This window comes from Niveibacterium sp. COAC-50, assembly GCF_013184235.1.
Classification (GTDB): domain Bacteria; phylum Pseudomonadota; class Gammaproteobacteria; order Burkholderiales; family Rhodocyclaceae; genus Niveibacterium; species Niveibacterium microcysteis.
On sequence record NZ_JABCJM010000002.1, the window covers coordinates 594,284 to 610,105 of the forward strand.

14 protein-coding genes are annotated in these 15,822 nt (G+C 66.3%); 10 read left to right on the top strand and 4 right to left on the bottom strand.

Going from position 1 to position 15,822, the window contains the following annotated elements; all coding sequences use genetic code 11:
• Positions 1-90: 90 nt before the first annotated feature.
• The 4 genes from HH302_RS10225 to HH302_RS10240 all read left to right on the top strand — a co-directional run bounded on the left by HH302_RS10225 (position 91) and on the right by HH302_RS10240 (position 4,331).
• Positions 91-1,746 (top strand): DUF342 domain-containing protein, encoded by a 1,656-nt coding sequence (locus HH302_RS10225; RefSeq protein ID WP_172201935.1) that lies wholly within the window; start codon positions 91-93, stop codon positions 1,744-1,746.
• A gap of 64 nt (positions 1,747-1,810) precedes the next feature.
• Entirely contained in the window at positions 1,811-2,200 is a 390-nt protein-coding gene (locus tag HH302_RS10230; protein WP_172201937.1) for a hypothetical protein, read from the top strand.
• Between the two features lie 279 nt (positions 2,201-2,479).
• Positions 2,480-3,163 carry a GDSL-type esterase/lipase family protein gene (locus tag HH302_RS10235; RefSeq protein WP_172201939.1) on the top strand — a complete coding sequence of 228 codons (684 nt, stop codon included), beginning with the start codon at positions 2,480-2,482 and terminating at the stop codon, positions 3,161-3,163.
• Positions 3,164-3,272: 109 nt separating this feature from the next.
• Positions 3,273-4,331, top strand: coding sequence for an acyltransferase (locus HH302_RS10240; protein ID WP_172201941.1), 1,059 nt, complete (start codon positions 3,273-3,275; stop codon positions 4,329-4,331).
• Positions 4,332-4,337: 6 nt separating this feature from the next.
• On the opposite strand, the gene HH302_RS10245 is transcribed toward HH302_RS10240, so the two are convergent.
• The 3 genes from HH302_RS10245 to HH302_RS10255 form a co-directional block, all read right to left on the bottom strand.
• A complete protein-coding gene (locus HH302_RS10245) occupies positions 4,338-4,736 on the bottom strand; it encodes a hypothetical protein (protein ID WP_172201943.1) in 399 nt (132 codons plus the stop codon).
• 75 nt (positions 4,737-4,811) lie between these two features.
• Positions 4,812-5,696: an alpha/beta hydrolase gene (locus tag HH302_RS10250; protein ID WP_172201945.1), complete on the bottom strand. Its 885-nt coding sequence runs from the start codon at positions 5,694-5,696 to the stop codon at positions 4,812-4,814.
• On the bottom strand, positions 5,693-7,198 hold the full coding sequence (locus tag HH302_RS10255) for a wax ester/triacylglycerol synthase family O-acyltransferase (protein WP_216661858.1): 1,506 nt from the start codon (positions 7,196-7,198) through the stop codon (positions 5,693-5,695). The genes HH302_RS10250 and HH302_RS10255 overlap by 4 nt, the downstream gene beginning before the upstream one ends.
• 407 nt (positions 7,199-7,605) lie before the next feature.
• Between HH302_RS10255 and HH302_RS10260 the strand changes: the two genes are divergently transcribed.
• The 3 genes from HH302_RS10260 to HH302_RS10270 all read left to right on the top strand — a co-directional run bounded on the left by HH302_RS10260 (position 7,606) and on the right by HH302_RS10270 (position 13,073).
• The gene (locus HH302_RS10260) at positions 7,606-9,594 is read left to right on the top strand and encodes an OPT family oligopeptide transporter (RefSeq protein ID WP_172201947.1); all 1,989 of its coding nucleotides are present in this window, start codon (positions 7,606-7,608) and stop codon (positions 9,592-9,594) included.
• Positions 9,595-9,697: 103 nt separating this feature from the next.
• Complete coding sequence (locus HH302_RS10265; RefSeq protein ID WP_172201949.1) at positions 9,698-10,834, top strand: FRG domain-containing protein; 1,137 nt, start codon at positions 9,698-9,700, stop codon at positions 10,832-10,834.
• 109 nt (positions 10,835-10,943) lie between these two features.
• Positions 10,944-13,073, top strand: coding sequence for a DEAD/DEAH box helicase (locus tag HH302_RS10270; RefSeq protein ID WP_172201951.1), 2,130 nt, complete (start codon positions 10,944-10,946; stop codon positions 13,071-13,073).
• 87 nt (positions 13,074-13,160) lie between these two features.
• Here the strand turns inward: HH302_RS10270 and HH302_RS10275 are convergent, their stop codons facing one another.
• Positions 13,161-14,015, bottom strand: coding sequence for an SDR family oxidoreductase (locus HH302_RS10275; RefSeq protein WP_172201953.1), 855 nt, complete (start codon positions 14,013-14,015; stop codon positions 13,161-13,163).
• A gap of 88 nt (positions 14,016-14,103) precedes the next feature.
• On the opposite strand from HH302_RS10275, the gene HH302_RS10280 reads away from it, so the two are divergent.
• The 3 genes from HH302_RS10280 to HH302_RS10290 all read left to right on the top strand — a co-directional run bounded on the left by HH302_RS10280 (position 14,104) and on the right by HH302_RS10290 (position 15,801).
• A complete protein-coding gene (locus tag HH302_RS10280) occupies positions 14,104-14,520 on the top strand; it encodes a helix-turn-helix domain-containing protein (RefSeq protein ID WP_172201955.1) in 417 nt (138 codons plus the stop codon).
• Between the two features lie 86 nt (positions 14,521-14,606).
• Positions 14,607-15,089 carry a hypothetical protein gene (locus HH302_RS10285; protein ID WP_172201957.1) on the top strand — a complete coding sequence of 161 codons (483 nt, stop codon included), beginning with the start codon at positions 14,607-14,609 and terminating at the stop codon, positions 15,087-15,089.
• A 70-nt stretch (positions 15,090-15,159) separates the two neighbouring features.
• A complete protein-coding gene (locus tag HH302_RS10290) occupies positions 15,160-15,801 on the top strand; it encodes a c-type cytochrome (protein WP_172201959.1) in 642 nt (213 codons plus the stop codon).
• The last annotated feature ends 21 nt before the right edge of the window (positions 15,802-15,822 follow it).

The window sequence follows — 15,822 nt, forward strand, 5'->3', positions numbered from 1 at the left end:
GCCAACGGCCAAGCTGATTAGGCTTTCCTTTCCCCACGTGTCGCGGCATCCTGTTCCATCACCGCGTGACGTTCGGATCGGGGGCCACAGATGGGCGACGTATCCGCAGAGCAGGAAGACCAGCCGCTGACGTTGAGTTTCGACGAAGCGCAGCGGGCGGTGTTGGTGGATTTCACACCGCAGCCGGGGGCGGCTGCGGTCACCGAAGAAGGCTTGCGCGCAACACTCGCGGAGCACGGCTGGGGTGCGTTCCGGATGTCCGCAGAGGCGCTCGCAGCCCTGCTGGCGGCCTGCAGCGCCGGTACTGCCGTGGCGTCGCTTCGAATTGCCGAGGCCGTGGATGCGACGTTCAGCGTCGCTATGAGCGAGGATCAAATGCTGGCGCATTTGAGCCTGGTACCCGCAGAAGGCGGCGCAGCAATATCTCGGGATGCCGTGCTCGCTGCGCTGACCGAACTCGGCGTTCAATCCGGCGTTGACCAGACTGCCCTGACCGAAGCGCTCGCGGCCGGCGTTGCCGATCACATGGTGATCGCACGCGGCCTGGCGCCGGAACACGGCGCCGACGGCAGGCTTGAACCCTGCCAGACACAGCCCCGCACCCGCAGCCCGAAGGTCAGCGAAAGTGGGCAGGTGGACTATCGCGATCTGGGCGATCTGCTGGTGGTGCATCCGGGTGACGCGTTGATGCGCCGGATACCACCCACGGCCGGCACGCCCGGCCGTACGCTCACCGGCACCATCGTGCCGGCGCAACCAGGCAAGGCCGTTGTGTTCGGCGCAGATCTGCCGGGCACGAAACGAAGCGCAGAGGACCCGGATCTTCTCGTGGCTGCGATCACGGGTCAGCCGGTCTTGCGGCACGACGGCATGATCGTGGAGCCAGTGCTGGTGATCGAGTCGGTGAGCATGACGAGCGGCAACATCCGCTTCGAAGGCAGCGTGAAGATCAAGGGCGATGTCGAGTCGGGCATGACGGTCAGCGCCACCGGCGATATCGAGGTCGGCGGCGTGGCTGAACTCGCGACGCTGGACGCCGGCGGCAGCGTGGTCGTGCGCGGTGGCATCATCGGCGCACTGGGTCGCAAGGACGGCAAGAGCAGCGGCGCGCCGATCACCCGCGCGGCGGTGAGCGTGGAAGCGGGCTATGCGCAGAACGCGCATATCGAGGCCGGTGACTGCATCGTGATCGAGGACGCCGCGATCCAGTGTGAGCTGGTCGCTGCAAACCATATCGTCGTCGGCAGGAAGAAGCGCGGCTGCCTCATCGGTGGCCGTCATCAGGCGACGCTGAGTCTCACGGCAAAAGAAGTCGGCAGCCCGCAGCGCCTGACGACGCAGATCGAACTGGGCATCAATCCGGCGATGCACAAGCAGATGCTGGAGCTGGCAAAGAGCCGCGACGCCAAGGAAACACAGTTGCTCGAAGTCAGCAAACTGCTCGCGCTGGCGCGTCAGCATCCGGGCAGGCTGCCGGATGCCACCGTGACGAAGGCGCGCCAAACGGCCGCAGCGATCGCGGCTGCAATCGCTGAGCTGCGCGAGCAGTACGAAGAGATCAACCGCAAGGTTGCGCTGTCGCTCGGCGCACGCGTGATCGCAACACAGAAGATCTACGAATCGGTGGAAGTGCATCTCGCCGGGCACCGGTTCCGCGTGCCACGCGAATATGGCGCCTGCGCAGTGGGGCTCGACCGCGAAGGTCAGCTTGGCCTGCTGGCGCCGGATGAGCCCGCGTTGGACTGAACGGCCGAATCCATCGCCACGATGAACCGGACGGCATCGTCGGCCGGGGCGTATCATCGATCGCATGGCCACCTCATCGAAACGCAAACCGGCAGCGCCGCCCGAAAGTACCGCGGCCGTATCGGAGAAGCCGTTTCTGCGCTTCTACCATTCGGAAGCATTGCGCCAGAAGACGCTCGAACTGCTGGCCTTGATCGAAGGCGCGGACGATCCCGGCGAACATGGTGTGGCGCTCGCCGATCTGGTCGTCGAGCTGATGAACAGCGGCATGGACTACTTTTTCATGCAACCGCTGAAGGAGTCGAAGGCCGGCTTCATCGTCCAGCAATCCGCGAACCTCGGGCTGGCCGGCGCACAGCAGGTGATCGGCTCGGTCATTCGCAAGATCATCCAGCGCATGGACGACGACCAGCTCATCTCGGTCTGCGGTTCGATCCGCCGGCTGATGGCTTGAACCGCGCAGTCGACGCCTGGCCGCACCAGCAAGGACAATGTCATCGGCTTTTGCGCTGGATGAAGTCAGTAGCGCTTCATGTCCGGTATAGAGGGTGTCTTCCCCTCATACCCGATTATCGCCATGACTCACGCCCTGCCCCGGTTTGCGCACGCATTAAAACCGAATGTCGCCCGGAGAGTGCTGCGGCTCGGCCTGCTTGCGGCGTTACCGCTCTGTGTTCTGCCCGGCTGCGGCAGCGGCGCGTCGGAAACGCAAACCGCGCCGACGAGCGTGCCCATGTCGATTGAAACGCCCGCCTGGCTCAATACCGGCGTACGCGTGATGGCGCTGGGCGATTCGCTGACCGAAGGCTGGCCCTCGACCTACGGCGGCTTCCGCTTCGAACTCTACCGCCGCTTCATCGCGGCAAACCTGCCGGTGAACTTCGTCGGCTCGCTGACGCTCACATCCGCCGGCCTGCCCGACCCCAACCATGAAGGCCACGGTGGCTGGAGTTCCTACGAATTGCGCGACGGTCGTCGCAGCGATCCCGAAGCCGGCAACGTGCGAACCTGGCTCGCGGCAGGGCACCCTGCGGTAATCCTGCTTCTGGCGGGCACCAACGATGTCTACACAACGCAGGGGGACGACGCGATCGCCGCCAACCTGCTTGCGCTGGTCGACCGCATCCGCGAACTCGCGCCCGAGGCAGAACTTTTCGTCGGCTCGACCCCGCCCTTGGCGGACTCGTACCTGGCCTCGCGCATCGAGCACTTCAACACCCTCGTTCAAGAGGGCCTTGCCGCGCGAATGCTGCAGGACACCCGCCTGCACAGCGTGCCGATTCACGACGCGGTCAGCGTGAACGACCTTGCGAACGACGGCGTACATTTCCGCCCCGACGGCACTGGCAACGCAAAACTCGCCGACGCTTGGTTCAGCGCGATACGCAGCACGCTGGAACGTCTGAGCACTCACTGAACCTTCGGCCAAACAGGAAATACCGCGCGGCGGGTGAGCGGCCGCCGCCGTTAGAATCCCCCGTCGCCACGCCCACCGGGCTGGCCGCTGCTTGGAAACGGGATTCTGGATGGCAAACGCCCGCTATGTTTTTCTCGACGGCATTCGCGGCGTTGCCGCACTGTTGGTGCTGACCCGACACACGGATGCATTCTGGAACTTCGAGATTTACCGGGGCTACCTCGCCGTCGACCTGTTCTTCGTGCTGAGTGGCTTCGTGATTGCCAGCGCCTACGACCGACGATTGCGCGATGGTCAGCTGACAAAAAGCGGCTTCATGCTGGTGCGGTTGATCCGGCTCTACCCGATGTATCTCCTGTCGCTCGTACTTGCCATGCTGGCCTGGAGCCTGTCGGCTACCCCAACACCAATGCTCGCCGAGTCGCTGTGGGTGGCCAGCGCGATGACGGCATTCTTTCTGCCGACACCGCCGCACCGCGATTCAATCCTGTTCCCTCTCAACGGGCCATACTGGTCGCTGTTTTTTGAACTCATTGCGAACCTCGGCTACGCGGTCTGCCACCGGGTTTTGAGCAATCGTGTGCTGGTTTGGATTCTGTCGTTCGCGGCCCTGGTACTGGCGCGGATGGCAGTTCGCATGGGCGGCCTCGACGACGGCTACTCGTTCACCGCCGAGTCATTGCTGATCGGGCTGACACGCGCGGTGTTTGGTATCGCGATGGGCGTGCTGCTGTTCCGCAACGGTGCTCGCGTCAGTAACTGGGTCGAGCGCCTTGGTTCGCCATGGCTTGCCTTCCTCGTTGTGTGTGGCGTCATGCTCTCGCCCGATATGGGCCGCCTCAACGTCGTAGTGGACCTTGCCGCGGTCTGCCTGCTCTTCCCGCTCGCGGTACTCAGCATGTCGCGGGATAGCGCCACCCGTTTCGACCGCGGGCTGCTCGCACTCGGTGCAGCGAGTTACCCGATGTACGTGCTGCACGCGCCGGTCGGCGAACTCGTGCAGCACCTTGCACCGACAATGATTACGACGTTCGCGCCATACAGCGGTGTGGTCTTCGTCGCGCTGTTCGTACCCTTGGCAGTCTGGCTGGAGCGACGCATCGACGTCCCCTTACGTCGATCGCTGACGGGCCGTTTGATCGGACGCACCCCGCTTCAGCGCGCATAAAGGCAGTCAGCGAATCTGCAGATCCTGCTCGGCTAGCCAGGCGAGGGCGTCGTCGATGTTTTGGCTGCGGCGGTAGCGGACCATGCGGCGTGCGCGCTCGGCGAGTTCGCTGACGATCAGCGCGTGCAGCATGGAAGGCAGGATGTCGGTTGCTGCAACCATGCCCGCGGCGACCCCCGCTTCGAAGAAGGCCCACCAGGCGTCGAAGCACTCGGGCGTGCCGCCGCCCCATTCGCGCGCGTCGGTCAACAGACCCCAGGCTTGCCCATTGCGGGCCTGCCACAAGGCGCGCGCATCGCGGTGCATGTTGCGCGCAGCAACGTCATTCCACTCACCGACGAGACGGGTGACCAGAATTGCGCCCTGCCATTCCAGCGAATACGTTCCGTGCTGAGCCCATTGCATGTGCGCTCCCGGCAGACGGTTGGCGGATGCGATGAGTATAGACAGCCGCCGCTCTGCGTGCGGCGGGGCGCAGCATCAGCGCGCGCAGTGTTGTGCGATCGCATCCACCAGGATCGCCTGCACGCCGGGCGCGAGATCATGTCCCATGCCTGCGATCACCTGCAGTTGCGCGCCGGGAATATGGCGTGCGGTATGGCGGCCTGCCGCGAGCGGCACCAGGGGGTCAGCGTCGCCATGCAGCACCAGCGTCGGTGCAGCGATGCGCTTGAGAAGGCGGCGCCGGTCGCCGCAGGCGATCACCGCCAGCAGCTGATTCACCGTGCCGGCCGGGTGATAGGCACGGCGCACGCCGGCTGCGATCTGGCGCCGCAAGTGCTCACGCGCAATCGGGAAGCCGGGGCTGCCGATCACGCCGAAGACACCGATCAGATGCTCGACGACGCTTTCCGGATTGCCCGGTTCGGCGGGCCGGCTCAGCAGCGCACGCATCGCATGCAGCTTGGGGCGTGAGAGCCGCGGATTGCCGCTCGACGACATGATCGATGTGAGGCTCAGCACTTTCTCCGGATGCCGCACAGCCAGCAGCTGCGCGATCATGCCGCCCATCGAGGCGCCCACGATGTGGGCCTGCGCGATACCGAGCGCGTCGAGCAGGCCGGCGCTGTCATCGGACATGTCGGCCAGCGTGTAGGGCACACGCGGCGGCAGGCCCAGCGCACTGCCGACGATCGTGCGCAGCAGCCCGGGCCGCTTGCGCGCCTTGAGGTGCGTCGACAAGCCGCTATCGCGATTGTCGAAGCGGATCACGCGGAAGCCGCGCGCCACCAGCGCGTTGCAGAAAGCGTCCGGCCAGCTCACGAGTTGCATGCCCAGGCCCATGATCAACAGGATCACCGGCGCCGCTGGGTCGCCCAGCGCTTCGTACTCGATCTCGATGCCGTTTGCCGCAACGCGGCTCATGTCCGCGCCCCCGTCGCGCCGGCGCGCCGCTTTCGTGCTGGCTTGAGTGACACAGCCGCCGGCCGCGATGCCGCACACAGTTCATCAAAACTCTGTCGCAGCGCATCGGCGAGCTTTTGTGGCTGCGGCATTGCGATACGCGCGCTGGTGATGCCAAAACCCAGCTGGCCTGCGTAGCTCATTACCGTGATGTTGAGCCCAAGCCCGTGTTCGACGATCGAGATCGGCCAGTAGTCGATCATGCGGGCACCGCAGCAGTACAAGGGTGCCGTGGGGCCGGGTACGTTGGAGATCACGAGGTTCGCAATCGGCGGAATCCGGTTCGCAAGCGTGCTGCGACCATACAGCGCCGCGAGCCCGCCCAGCACCCAGGGCAGGCCAATCGACGGGAAGTCGGTCGGCAGGATGGATTCCGCGCGCTTGGCCACCGCCTTCACCGCGCCTGCGGCTTCGCGAATCGTTTGAAGACGGGCCAACGGGTCGGCGATCTGTGTCGCAAGGCTCACCACAGCCATCGTGGCCTTGGTGGTGAACTCCGCATTACCGGCTTCGCGCAGCGAGATTGGCATTGCTGCGATCAGTGATTTCTCGGGCACGCCGCCGCGGTGCGCGAAGTAGCGACGCAGCGCGCCGCTGCACAGCGCAAGGACCACATCGTTGAGCTTGGCGTCGTTCGCCGTGGCAATCTGCTTGAGCGCGTCGAGCGGCAGGCTGATCGCGGCGAAGCGCCGCTCACCGGTGATCTGCACATTCAATGCCGTCTTCGGCCCCAGCGCGAGATTGCGCCGCAACGCCGATTCGCCCGATGCTTCGCCGCGCGCGCCAAGCGCGTGTTTCGCCAGCCCGCCGAGCAGACGGGCCGCTGCAGGCAGATGGCGCACCAGTTTCAGGTACTGCACCGCGTCGTGCTGCACGGCGGCAGCGGCCAGGCTCAGCACGCCCGGAGGCGGTGCAGTTCGTGCTCGACGTGCGGGCGCGGCAGGCGTCGCGGCAGGCTGCGCCTCGCTGTCGAACAAGGCGTGTGCGAGTGCGACGCCGGCACTGCCGTCGAGCACCGCGTGGTGGATCTTCACGTAGAACGCAGCCTGCCCCTCGGCGAGCCCGTTGATCACGTACAGCATCCACAGCGGGCGCTCGCGATCGAGCAACTGCGCATGCAACTCACCGATGCAGTCTTCCAGTTCTGCTTGGCCGCCGGGCATCGGCAAGGTCACGCTGCGGACATGGTCGTCGAGGTTTACCGCCGGGTCGTCGATCCACACCGGGTTGGCGAACTGCAGTGGCATCGTCGCCAGCTTGCGCCGCAGCACCGGCGTGCGCGGCAGGCGCTCGGCCAGCATCTGGCGGATCGCGTTGCGGAACTGCGCGGCACCACCGGGGGGTGGCTCGAAGCAGTGCAACGAGCCCACATGCATCGGCGTTGCCGCCGTTTCCAGATGCAGGAAGCTGCCGTCCAGTCCGCTCAGGGGCTTCACGAATCGACCTTTCGATAGGGCAGCCATGGGTGGCCGCCCGCCCAGCGTAGTCGATTCCGGCGCCGCATGCGCGCCCGCTCGGTCCACCTGCACCGTCACTGGCCCACCGTGGATCACGCGATCCCGACCTTGCGCGCCCACGCAGTCTATCCGCCAGCGTTGAGCCGCAGCGTCGGGCCTGCGCTTTGATCTTGCCATGACCATTGCGCGCGGACGAAAACCAAGGCCAGCGCTCGCTGATCAGCACGCCGTGCGCCCGATCGCCGACCGCGGCGGATCAGCGGCCGGTTTGTGCCGGCGCAAGCGTGCTGCGGGCGGCCCTATCTTCCGCGGTCACGCCTCTGTCACAATGCGCGCGCCCCGGCAACGGGCGCCCTACCCGGGCGCCGGCTGTTGCGGGGTAAGGCCCTTCAACCAACCGGCTCAAACAGCACATGGCCCTGATACATCTGACCGATGAACAGACCCGCACCTGGACGCGGGCACAAAAAGACGAATGGTGGTTCAAGAACGTGTATCGGGGCGACATGGCCCAGCTCACGATCCGATCCGCACTCACCGGTTTCCTGCTCGGCGGCATCCTCTCCGCCACCATGCTCTACATCGGCGCGAAAACAGGTCTTGGCCTGGGCGTCGGGCTCACCTCGGTCATCCTCTCGTTTGCGCTGTTCCGTTCGCTCTCCAAGGCGGGCATCACGCGCGACATGACGATCCTGGAAAACAACTGCACCCAGTCGATCGCCACCGCAGCGGGCTACATGACCACGCCGCTCACGGCGAGCCTGGTGGCCTACATGCTGATCACCGACAAGATCATTCCGGCGTGGCAGATCGTCGTGTGGCAGGTGATCGTCGCGATCCTTGGCGTGCTGATCGCCTTCCCGCTCAAACGCTACTTCGTCAACGACCAACAGATGCCCTTCCCCGAGGGGCGCGCCTGCGGCGTGGTGCTCGATTCGCTCTACACCAGCGATGCCGCGGTCGGCATCTTCAAGGCGCGACTGCTGGCCGTGGTGGCAGGGGTCACCGGCCTCTACCAGATGATCGTGTCGGACGGCTGGATGAAGCTGATCCAGTTCAAGCTGCTTCAGATGGACAAGTGGGCCGGCATGACCGAGCCCTGGACCTTCCATGAGCGGCTCGACACCTACTACTACAACCTCGCGACCGCCTATCACTTGTGGATCCCGAAGATCCTCGGTACCGATATCCGCCAGCTCGGCTGGCGCGCGACGCTGGACGCCTCGCTGATCGGCGTGGGTGGCCTGATGGGCATCGCGGTCGCGAGCAGCGTGCTGCTCGGCGGCTTCATCAACTTCGCGGTGCTCGCGCCGATCGTGATCCAGCTCGGCGACATCGTGCCGCGCGTGGCGGCCGACGGCACGCCGATCCCGATCAACCGCGGCGAGATCGTCAACCAGTGGTCGCTGTGGTGGGGTGTCGCGATGATGGTGACCGGGTCGCTGGTCAGCCTCGTCGGCCGCCCGGAGATCTTCAAGAGCGCCTGGAAGTCGATGAGCGGCCGCAACAAGGCGGTCAGCAACGGCCCTGACATCCTCAAGGACATCGAGCTGCCGCTGTGGGTCTCGTATGTCGGTGTGCCGCTGTTCAGCGTGCTCGGTGCCTGGGTCACGCACGAGTTCTTCGGCGTGCCCTGGCTGCTGAGCGTGGTCTCGCTGCCACTGATCTTCGTGCTGACCATCATCGGCACCAACTCGATGGCGCTGACCTCGTGGATTCCACTCGGCGCGATGGCGAAGATCACGCAGTTCTCGATCGGCGCACTCGATCGCAGCAACCCGGCGAGCAACCTGCTGCCCGCCGGCATGACGGCCGAGATCTCGGCCAACGCGGCGAACCTGCTCTCCGACATCAAGCCGGGCTACATGCTCGGCGCCAAGCCGCGCCAGCAGGCGATCGGCCATGTGATCGGCATCTTCTCCGGCGCGCTCGCCTGCGCACCGCTGTTCTTCCTGCTCTTCCTGCCGAAGAACGCCGAAGGCGTGCGCTCGACCACCACCATCGTCTCGGACGCCTTCGCCTTCCCGGCTGCGCTGCAGTGGAAGGGTGTCGCCGAGATCATCGCCAAGGGCGTGGCCTCGCTGCCGACCTCCGCCGTCATCGCGATGGTGCTCGCCTGTGTCGCCGCGATCGCGATCGAAGTGGCGAAGATCGTCACGAAGGGCCGCTTCCCGCTGTCTGCGGTGTCGATCGGCCTTGGCGTCGTGCTGCCGCCGGATGCATCGCTGACGATGTTCGTCGGTGCGCTGCTGTTCTGGGTCATGAGCCGCCGCAACGAAGGCAAGCCCGGCACCCGCGGCCACGCGATCTGGGTCGACGGCCTTGAACCGATCTGCGCCGGCCTGATTTCGGGCGCCGCGCTGCTCGGGATCGGCAACGCGATCGTGAATGTGCTGATCTGATCGTCCGCTCACGGCAACTGAAAAACGGCGTGCGCATCCGGCACGCCGTTTTTGTTTTTGCGCACCGTAGAATCTGAGCCCCCACGCGAAGCGAGCCTGCCCCATGCGCGAGATTCCTGCCGAATCCAAGACCATCGAAAGCGTCGCGCAGGCGATCGACGCGCTGACCCGCGGCAAGCTGCTCGACGCGCTCGCCCCGGAAGCCAGCGCACGCCGCGGCGATGCGCGCTTCGGGCTGTGGTTTCGCGGCCATGAACGCGCCAGCTACCGGCTCGTGCCAAGCCTGCTACGGCCGGCACCAGGGCGCGCGCCGATGGATGAGGTTTCACTGACGCGCCACTTTCGCGCACTGAACCCGGATGCAGCGCCGGCCGGCACGCCGGACTTCGCCGCGCTGGTCACGATGCAGCACTACCTCGCGCCAACCCGGCTGCTCGACTGGACCGAGAACCTGCTGGTCGCGCTGTTCTTCGCGGTGCGCGAGCCGCACCTGGACGACTGCGGCGAAGACGCCGCGATTTGGATCCTCAACGCGAGGCGCCTCAACTACTACAGCTCCGCCACGCGCCGCAGCGCCGAGCTGCTGTACGCCCACGACGCCGACGTCGTAGCCCGTGCCGCGCTGTGCCGCGTACGCAATCGCGACGAATGGCGCGACTGTGTCGCCCGCAGCCTGCAAGCTCCCGACATCGACGGCGAGCACTATCGCCACGCGCGGCTGCTCGGCGCGATCGGCGACACGCCGATCCCGGTATCGCAGATCGCCAGCGAGGCGCAAACGGTGGACCTGCGTGCAGTGCCCCTGAACACGCCGCGCGGCATCAGGCCCGTCAAACTGTTCGACGACACCAACTGGGCCAGTTCGGAGCGCCTCGCGCTGCGGCTATCGATGCCGGTGGCCGTGTTCCCGCCGCGGGCCAACCCACGCATCCGGAACCAGGCTGGCACCTTCACCTTGCACGGCGGCCGCTACGTTGCCGACACCTCTGCCTGGGCGGGCAAGACCCTGTCGCCAAGCGCGATCGGTGCGCCAGTCGATCTGCTCGACATCGATGCCGCGCTGAGCCGGACGCGCATCCTCAAATGGCTGCGCGTCCCGTGCGCCAAGCGTGCCGCCATGCGGCGCGAACTGGCGCTGATCGGCATCACCGAGGCCGCGTTGTTCCCCGAACTGGACTACCAGTCGCGCCATCTCGCCGAGCGCTGGACGCCACCGCGCGAGAGCGACAGCGACGATTGAGCCGCCACGCGGGGCATCCGCCCCCTGCAGATATTCGGCAAACGGCGCCGCGTCGGCGATACTTCAGGGTTGGCCCGTGTTTTCGGGCCGTCCTCGCAGGGCCCCCGCCATGACTACACCCGACACCCCGACCACCTTCGCCGAGCTCGGCCTGCCCGAAGCGCTGCTGCGCGCGCTGGCGGACGTGGGCTACGAAACCCCCTCGCCGATCCAGGCCGCCTGCATCCCGCTGCTGCTGGAAGGCAATGACATCATCGGCGAAGCGCAGACCGGTACCGGCAAGACGGCCGCCTTCGCGCTGCCACTGCTCTCGCGCATCGACATCGCCGAGCGCCGCCCGCAAGCACTGGTGCTCACGCCAACACGCGAACTCGCGATCCAGGTTGCCGAGGCCCTGCAGAAGTACGCACACCACCTGCCCGGCTTCCATGTGCTGCCGATCTACGGCGGCCAGAGCATGGTGGTGCAGCTGCGGGCGCTGTCGCGCGGGCCGCAGGTGATCGTCGGCACGCCGGGCCGGGTGATGGACCACCTCGAGCGCAAGAGCCTCGAGCTCGATGCGCTGCGCGTGATGGTGCTCGACGAAGCCGACGAGATGCTGCGCATGGGCTTCATCGACGATGTTGAATGGATTCTCCAGCACACGCCGCCCGAGCGGCAGACCGCGCTGTTCTCGGCGACCATGCCGGAGCCGATCCGCCGTGTCGCGCGCACCTACCTGCGCGAACCGCGCGAGGTGAAGATCCGCGCCGCGACCAGCACCGTCGAGGCGATCCGCCAGCGTTACTGGACCGTACGCGGCATGGACAAGCTCGATGCCCTCACGCGCATCCTTGAAGTGGAAGAGGACTTCGACGCCGCGATCGTGTTCGTGCGGACCAAGATCGCCACCGAAGAGCTGGCGCAGAAGCTCGAAGCACGCGGCATCGCCGCCGCGGCGCTGAACGGCGACATGACGCAGGGCCTGCGCGAACGCGTGATCGAGCAGCTGAAGAACGGCCAGCTCGACATCGTCGTCGCGACCGACGTGGCGGCGCGCGGTATCGATGTGCCGCGCGTCACCCACGTCATCAACTACGACATCCCCTACGACACCGAGGCCTATGTGCACCGCATCGGCCGCACCGGCCGTGCGGGGCGCACCGGCAACGCGATCCTCTTCGTCAGCCCGCGCGAGTTCCGCATGCTGAAGACGATCGAACGCGTCACCCGCGCGACGATCGAACCGCTGCGCCTGCCGACGCGCAGCGAAGTGGAGATTAAGCGCGCCGAGCAGTTCAAGCAGCAGATCACCGAGGTGATCGAGAACGAATCGCTGGAATACTTCGTCGAGCTGGTGAGCCAGATGGAAGACGACCAGGACCTCACCGCGCACGAAATCGCCGCTGCGCTGGCCTGGATCGCGCAACGCGAGCGCCCGCTCAAGCTCGACCCCGCCGAATGGCCGGATGAACCCGCTGCAAGGCCGGAACGCGAACGCCCGGCGCGCGAGAACCGCGAAGAGATCCTCGCCAAGCGCCGCGAGTTCTCAGCTGGCGCACTGGCGCGCTACCGCATCAACGTGGGCCGCAACGACGGCGTGATGCCGAAGGAGATCGTCGGTGCGATCGCCAACGAAGGCGGCATCGAAGGCCGCTACATCGGCCAGATCAACCTGTTCCCGGACTTCTCGACGGTGGAACTGCCGCGCGACCTGCCCGCCGACGTATTGGCGCAGATCGGCGCGATCCGCGTGCGTCGCCAGGCACTGGCGATCCGACCGCTCGAAGAAGGGGAAGCCGAAGGCATGGAGCGCCGCCCGCCGCGCCGCGATTTCCGTGATGAGCGCAGTGGCGGCGGCTGGGGTGACCGCGGCAAACAACGCGAAGGTGATCGCGGGCGCTTTGAAGACCGCAAGCCACAGGGCCGCTGGGCCGACGACCGCCCGCCGCGCCCGCGCCCACAAGGCGACCGCCCCTACGGCGATCGGCCGCAAGGTGAGCGCAGTTTCAGCGAGCGTCCGCGTTCAGACCGACCACAGGGCGACAGGCCGCAGGGCGAACGTTCGTGGGGTGACCGGCCACAGACCGACCGGCCCGCGAGTGACCGCCCGCAGGGTGATCGTCCTTGGGGCGACCGACCGCCACGTCCGCAAGGCGACCGGGCCCCGCGCCCCTTCGGCGACCGCCCCCCCAAGCCCGCTTACGCGGGTGACAAGAAACCCTGGGGCCCGCCCAAGGGCCGCAAGAACGATCGCTGATCGATAAGGAAAGGGGCTGCACATGCAGCCCCTTCTTTTCATCGGCCACGGGCAACGCCCGGGGCCGACCATCGTGCTGGACGCGGCTTACTTCAACGCCGCCTGCATCAGCGCAGCGAGCGATGCCGTCGGGCGACCGATCAAGGTGCTCAAGGTGTGCGAATCGTCGAACAGGCCGCCCTTCGAGGCGCCGGTGTCGGAATCGGCCAGTAGGGCGGCAATCGGCTCCGGCAGGCCGGCGCCCAACAACGCACCCTTGAACTCGGCTTCGGCCATGTTGATGTAGGGGATCTGCTTGCCGGTCTGGCGGCTCAACTCGGCGGCGAACTCGGCAAGCGTGTAGCTCTCGTCGCCGGCCAGTTCGTACACCTTGCCGGCCTGATCTGGCGTGGTCAGGACAACGGCCGCCGCATCCGCATAGTCGGCTCGCGCGGCCGATGCGATGCGGCCTTCGCCGGCGCTGCCGATGTAAGCGCCATGCTGCACGGCGGGCGGGATGCTGGCGAGGTAGTTCTCGGTGTACCAGCCATTGCGCAGCACCACGTGGGGCAGGCCGACTTCCAGCAGGTACTGCTCCGTCGCGAAATGCTCATCGCGCAGCCCGAGCGGCGAGCTGTCGGCGTGCAGCAGGCTGGTGTACGCCAGCAACTTCACGCCACCGCGCTTCGCGGCGTCGATGACGTTCTTGTGCTGCGGAAAGCGTTGGCCCACTTCGCTCGACGACACCAGCAGCACCTGGTCGGCACCCTTGAAAGCCGCGTCGAGGGTGGCGGGCTGGGTGTAGTCGGCGGCACGCACTTGCACGCCCAGCGCAGCGAGATCGGCCGCACGAGCCGGGTTGCGCACGGCGGCGACGATCTGAGCTGCGGGCACCTTGCGGGCGAGCAGGGAATTGATGACGAGGCGGCCGAGCTGGCCGGAAGCGCCGGTAACGACGATCATGATGCGAACTCCTGTAGTGGAAGGTTGGTGGTTCGCAGCCTATCGACTAAACTTACTTTTCGTAAGTACGCACCTGAAAGTTAGTGTCATGCCCAACGCTCACCCCGCCCCCGCCGAAAGCGCAGAAACCTTGTCGGAACGCCTGATGCGCGGCAACGTCTTTGCCGAGCTGTGCCCCTCACGCGAAGTGTTGCAACACGTCACCAGCCGCTGGGGCGTGCTGGTGCTGGTCGCTCTGCTGGGCGGCACGCATCGCTTCAGCGACCTGCGCCGAAAGATTGGCGGCGTGAGCGAGAAGATGCTGGCGCAAACGCTGCAATGGCTGGAGCGCGATGGCTTCGTGCTGCGCGTGGCCTACCCGGTGGTGCCGCCGCATGTCGAGTATTCCCTCACCCCGCTCGGCCAGGAAGTCGCACAGCGGGTTCAGGCGCTGGCCGACTGGATCGAAGGCAACCTCGCCACGATCCTCCGGGCCCGCGGCACCCAGACCGAGGCAAAGCACTGATACCGGCCAGGGCTCGCTGACGCGAGCGGCAACGACCACCGTCCTGCTAACGTATGAGTCCTCATCCGGTACGCCAGACCACCACCATGCGCCGAGTTCTGCGAAGAGCCTTCTTTCTTGCCCTGCTGATCCACGCGATGCTGGCAGGTGCTGCACCGCTCGCGGTGGGCGACACGCTTCGACTGCCACGCCTTGAGGACCAGCACGGCCGCGCGTTCGACATCGCACCCGCGACACGCACCTTGCTCTTTGCAGCAGACAAGGCCGCCAGCGATCTGGTGATACAGGTCTTCGACGGCATCGGTGCCGAGCACCTCGACGCCATGCAACTGCACTATGTCGCCGATATCAGCGCCATGCCGGCGCTGGTCACAAGCATGTTTGCGCTGCCTGCGCTGCGCAAACGCGCCTATCCGGTGGGCCTGGCGCGCGATGCCACGCTGACCGCCGAACTCCCCCGCGAAGGCGGTAGCGTCACCGTGCTGCGCCTGGAAGGGGGCCGCATCGCCGCGCTTGCCTATGCCGCCACGCCAGGCGCGCTGCGCCGCGCGTTGGGGCTCGCTGAGTAGGTCATGCCGACCCTCATGCGCGGCCATCCCACGCCTGACAAGCCGAAGAACCGTTAGGAGCATCGTGTCCATGCGCAGCATCGTCTTCGTTCTGGCGATCCTCGCCAGCGCCCCCGTAGTCGCCGAAGTGCCGGCCTCGCTGAGCGGCCCGCAGTTCGACGCCGCCTTGCAGCAAAAAGGTGATCCGGCACGCGGCAAGGCGGTATTCGCGGAATGCGCCGGATGCCACCACAAAGATGCGTCAGGACGCAGCAGCGGCACGATTCCGCGTCTCGCCGGGCAACATGCGTCCGTGATCCGCAAGCAGTTGCTCGACATTCGCACCGGCAAACGCAACAACCCGCTGATGGCGCCGATTCTGGACGACCCGGATCTCACACTCGACGCGATCGCCGACATCGCCAGCTACCTTGCCTCGTTGCCCGTAGCCGGCCCCACCGGCAAAGGGCCAGGTACGATGATCGGCCGCGGCCGATCGCTGTATGTCCAGGACTGCGCGCGCTGCCACGGCGCGAACGGCGAGGGCATCGCCGAACAGTTCAACCCGCGCCTCGTCGGCCAGCACTACGGCTACCTGTTGCGCGAACTCAAGCTGATCCGCAGCGGCGAGCGCGGCAATTCCAACGCCGACATGGTCGGTGTGCTCAAGCCGTATGCGGAGTCGGATCTGGAAGCGCTGGCGGATTTTCTGTCGCAGCTTCCAACGCCCTGAAGGATCACGTGACCGCCGGCG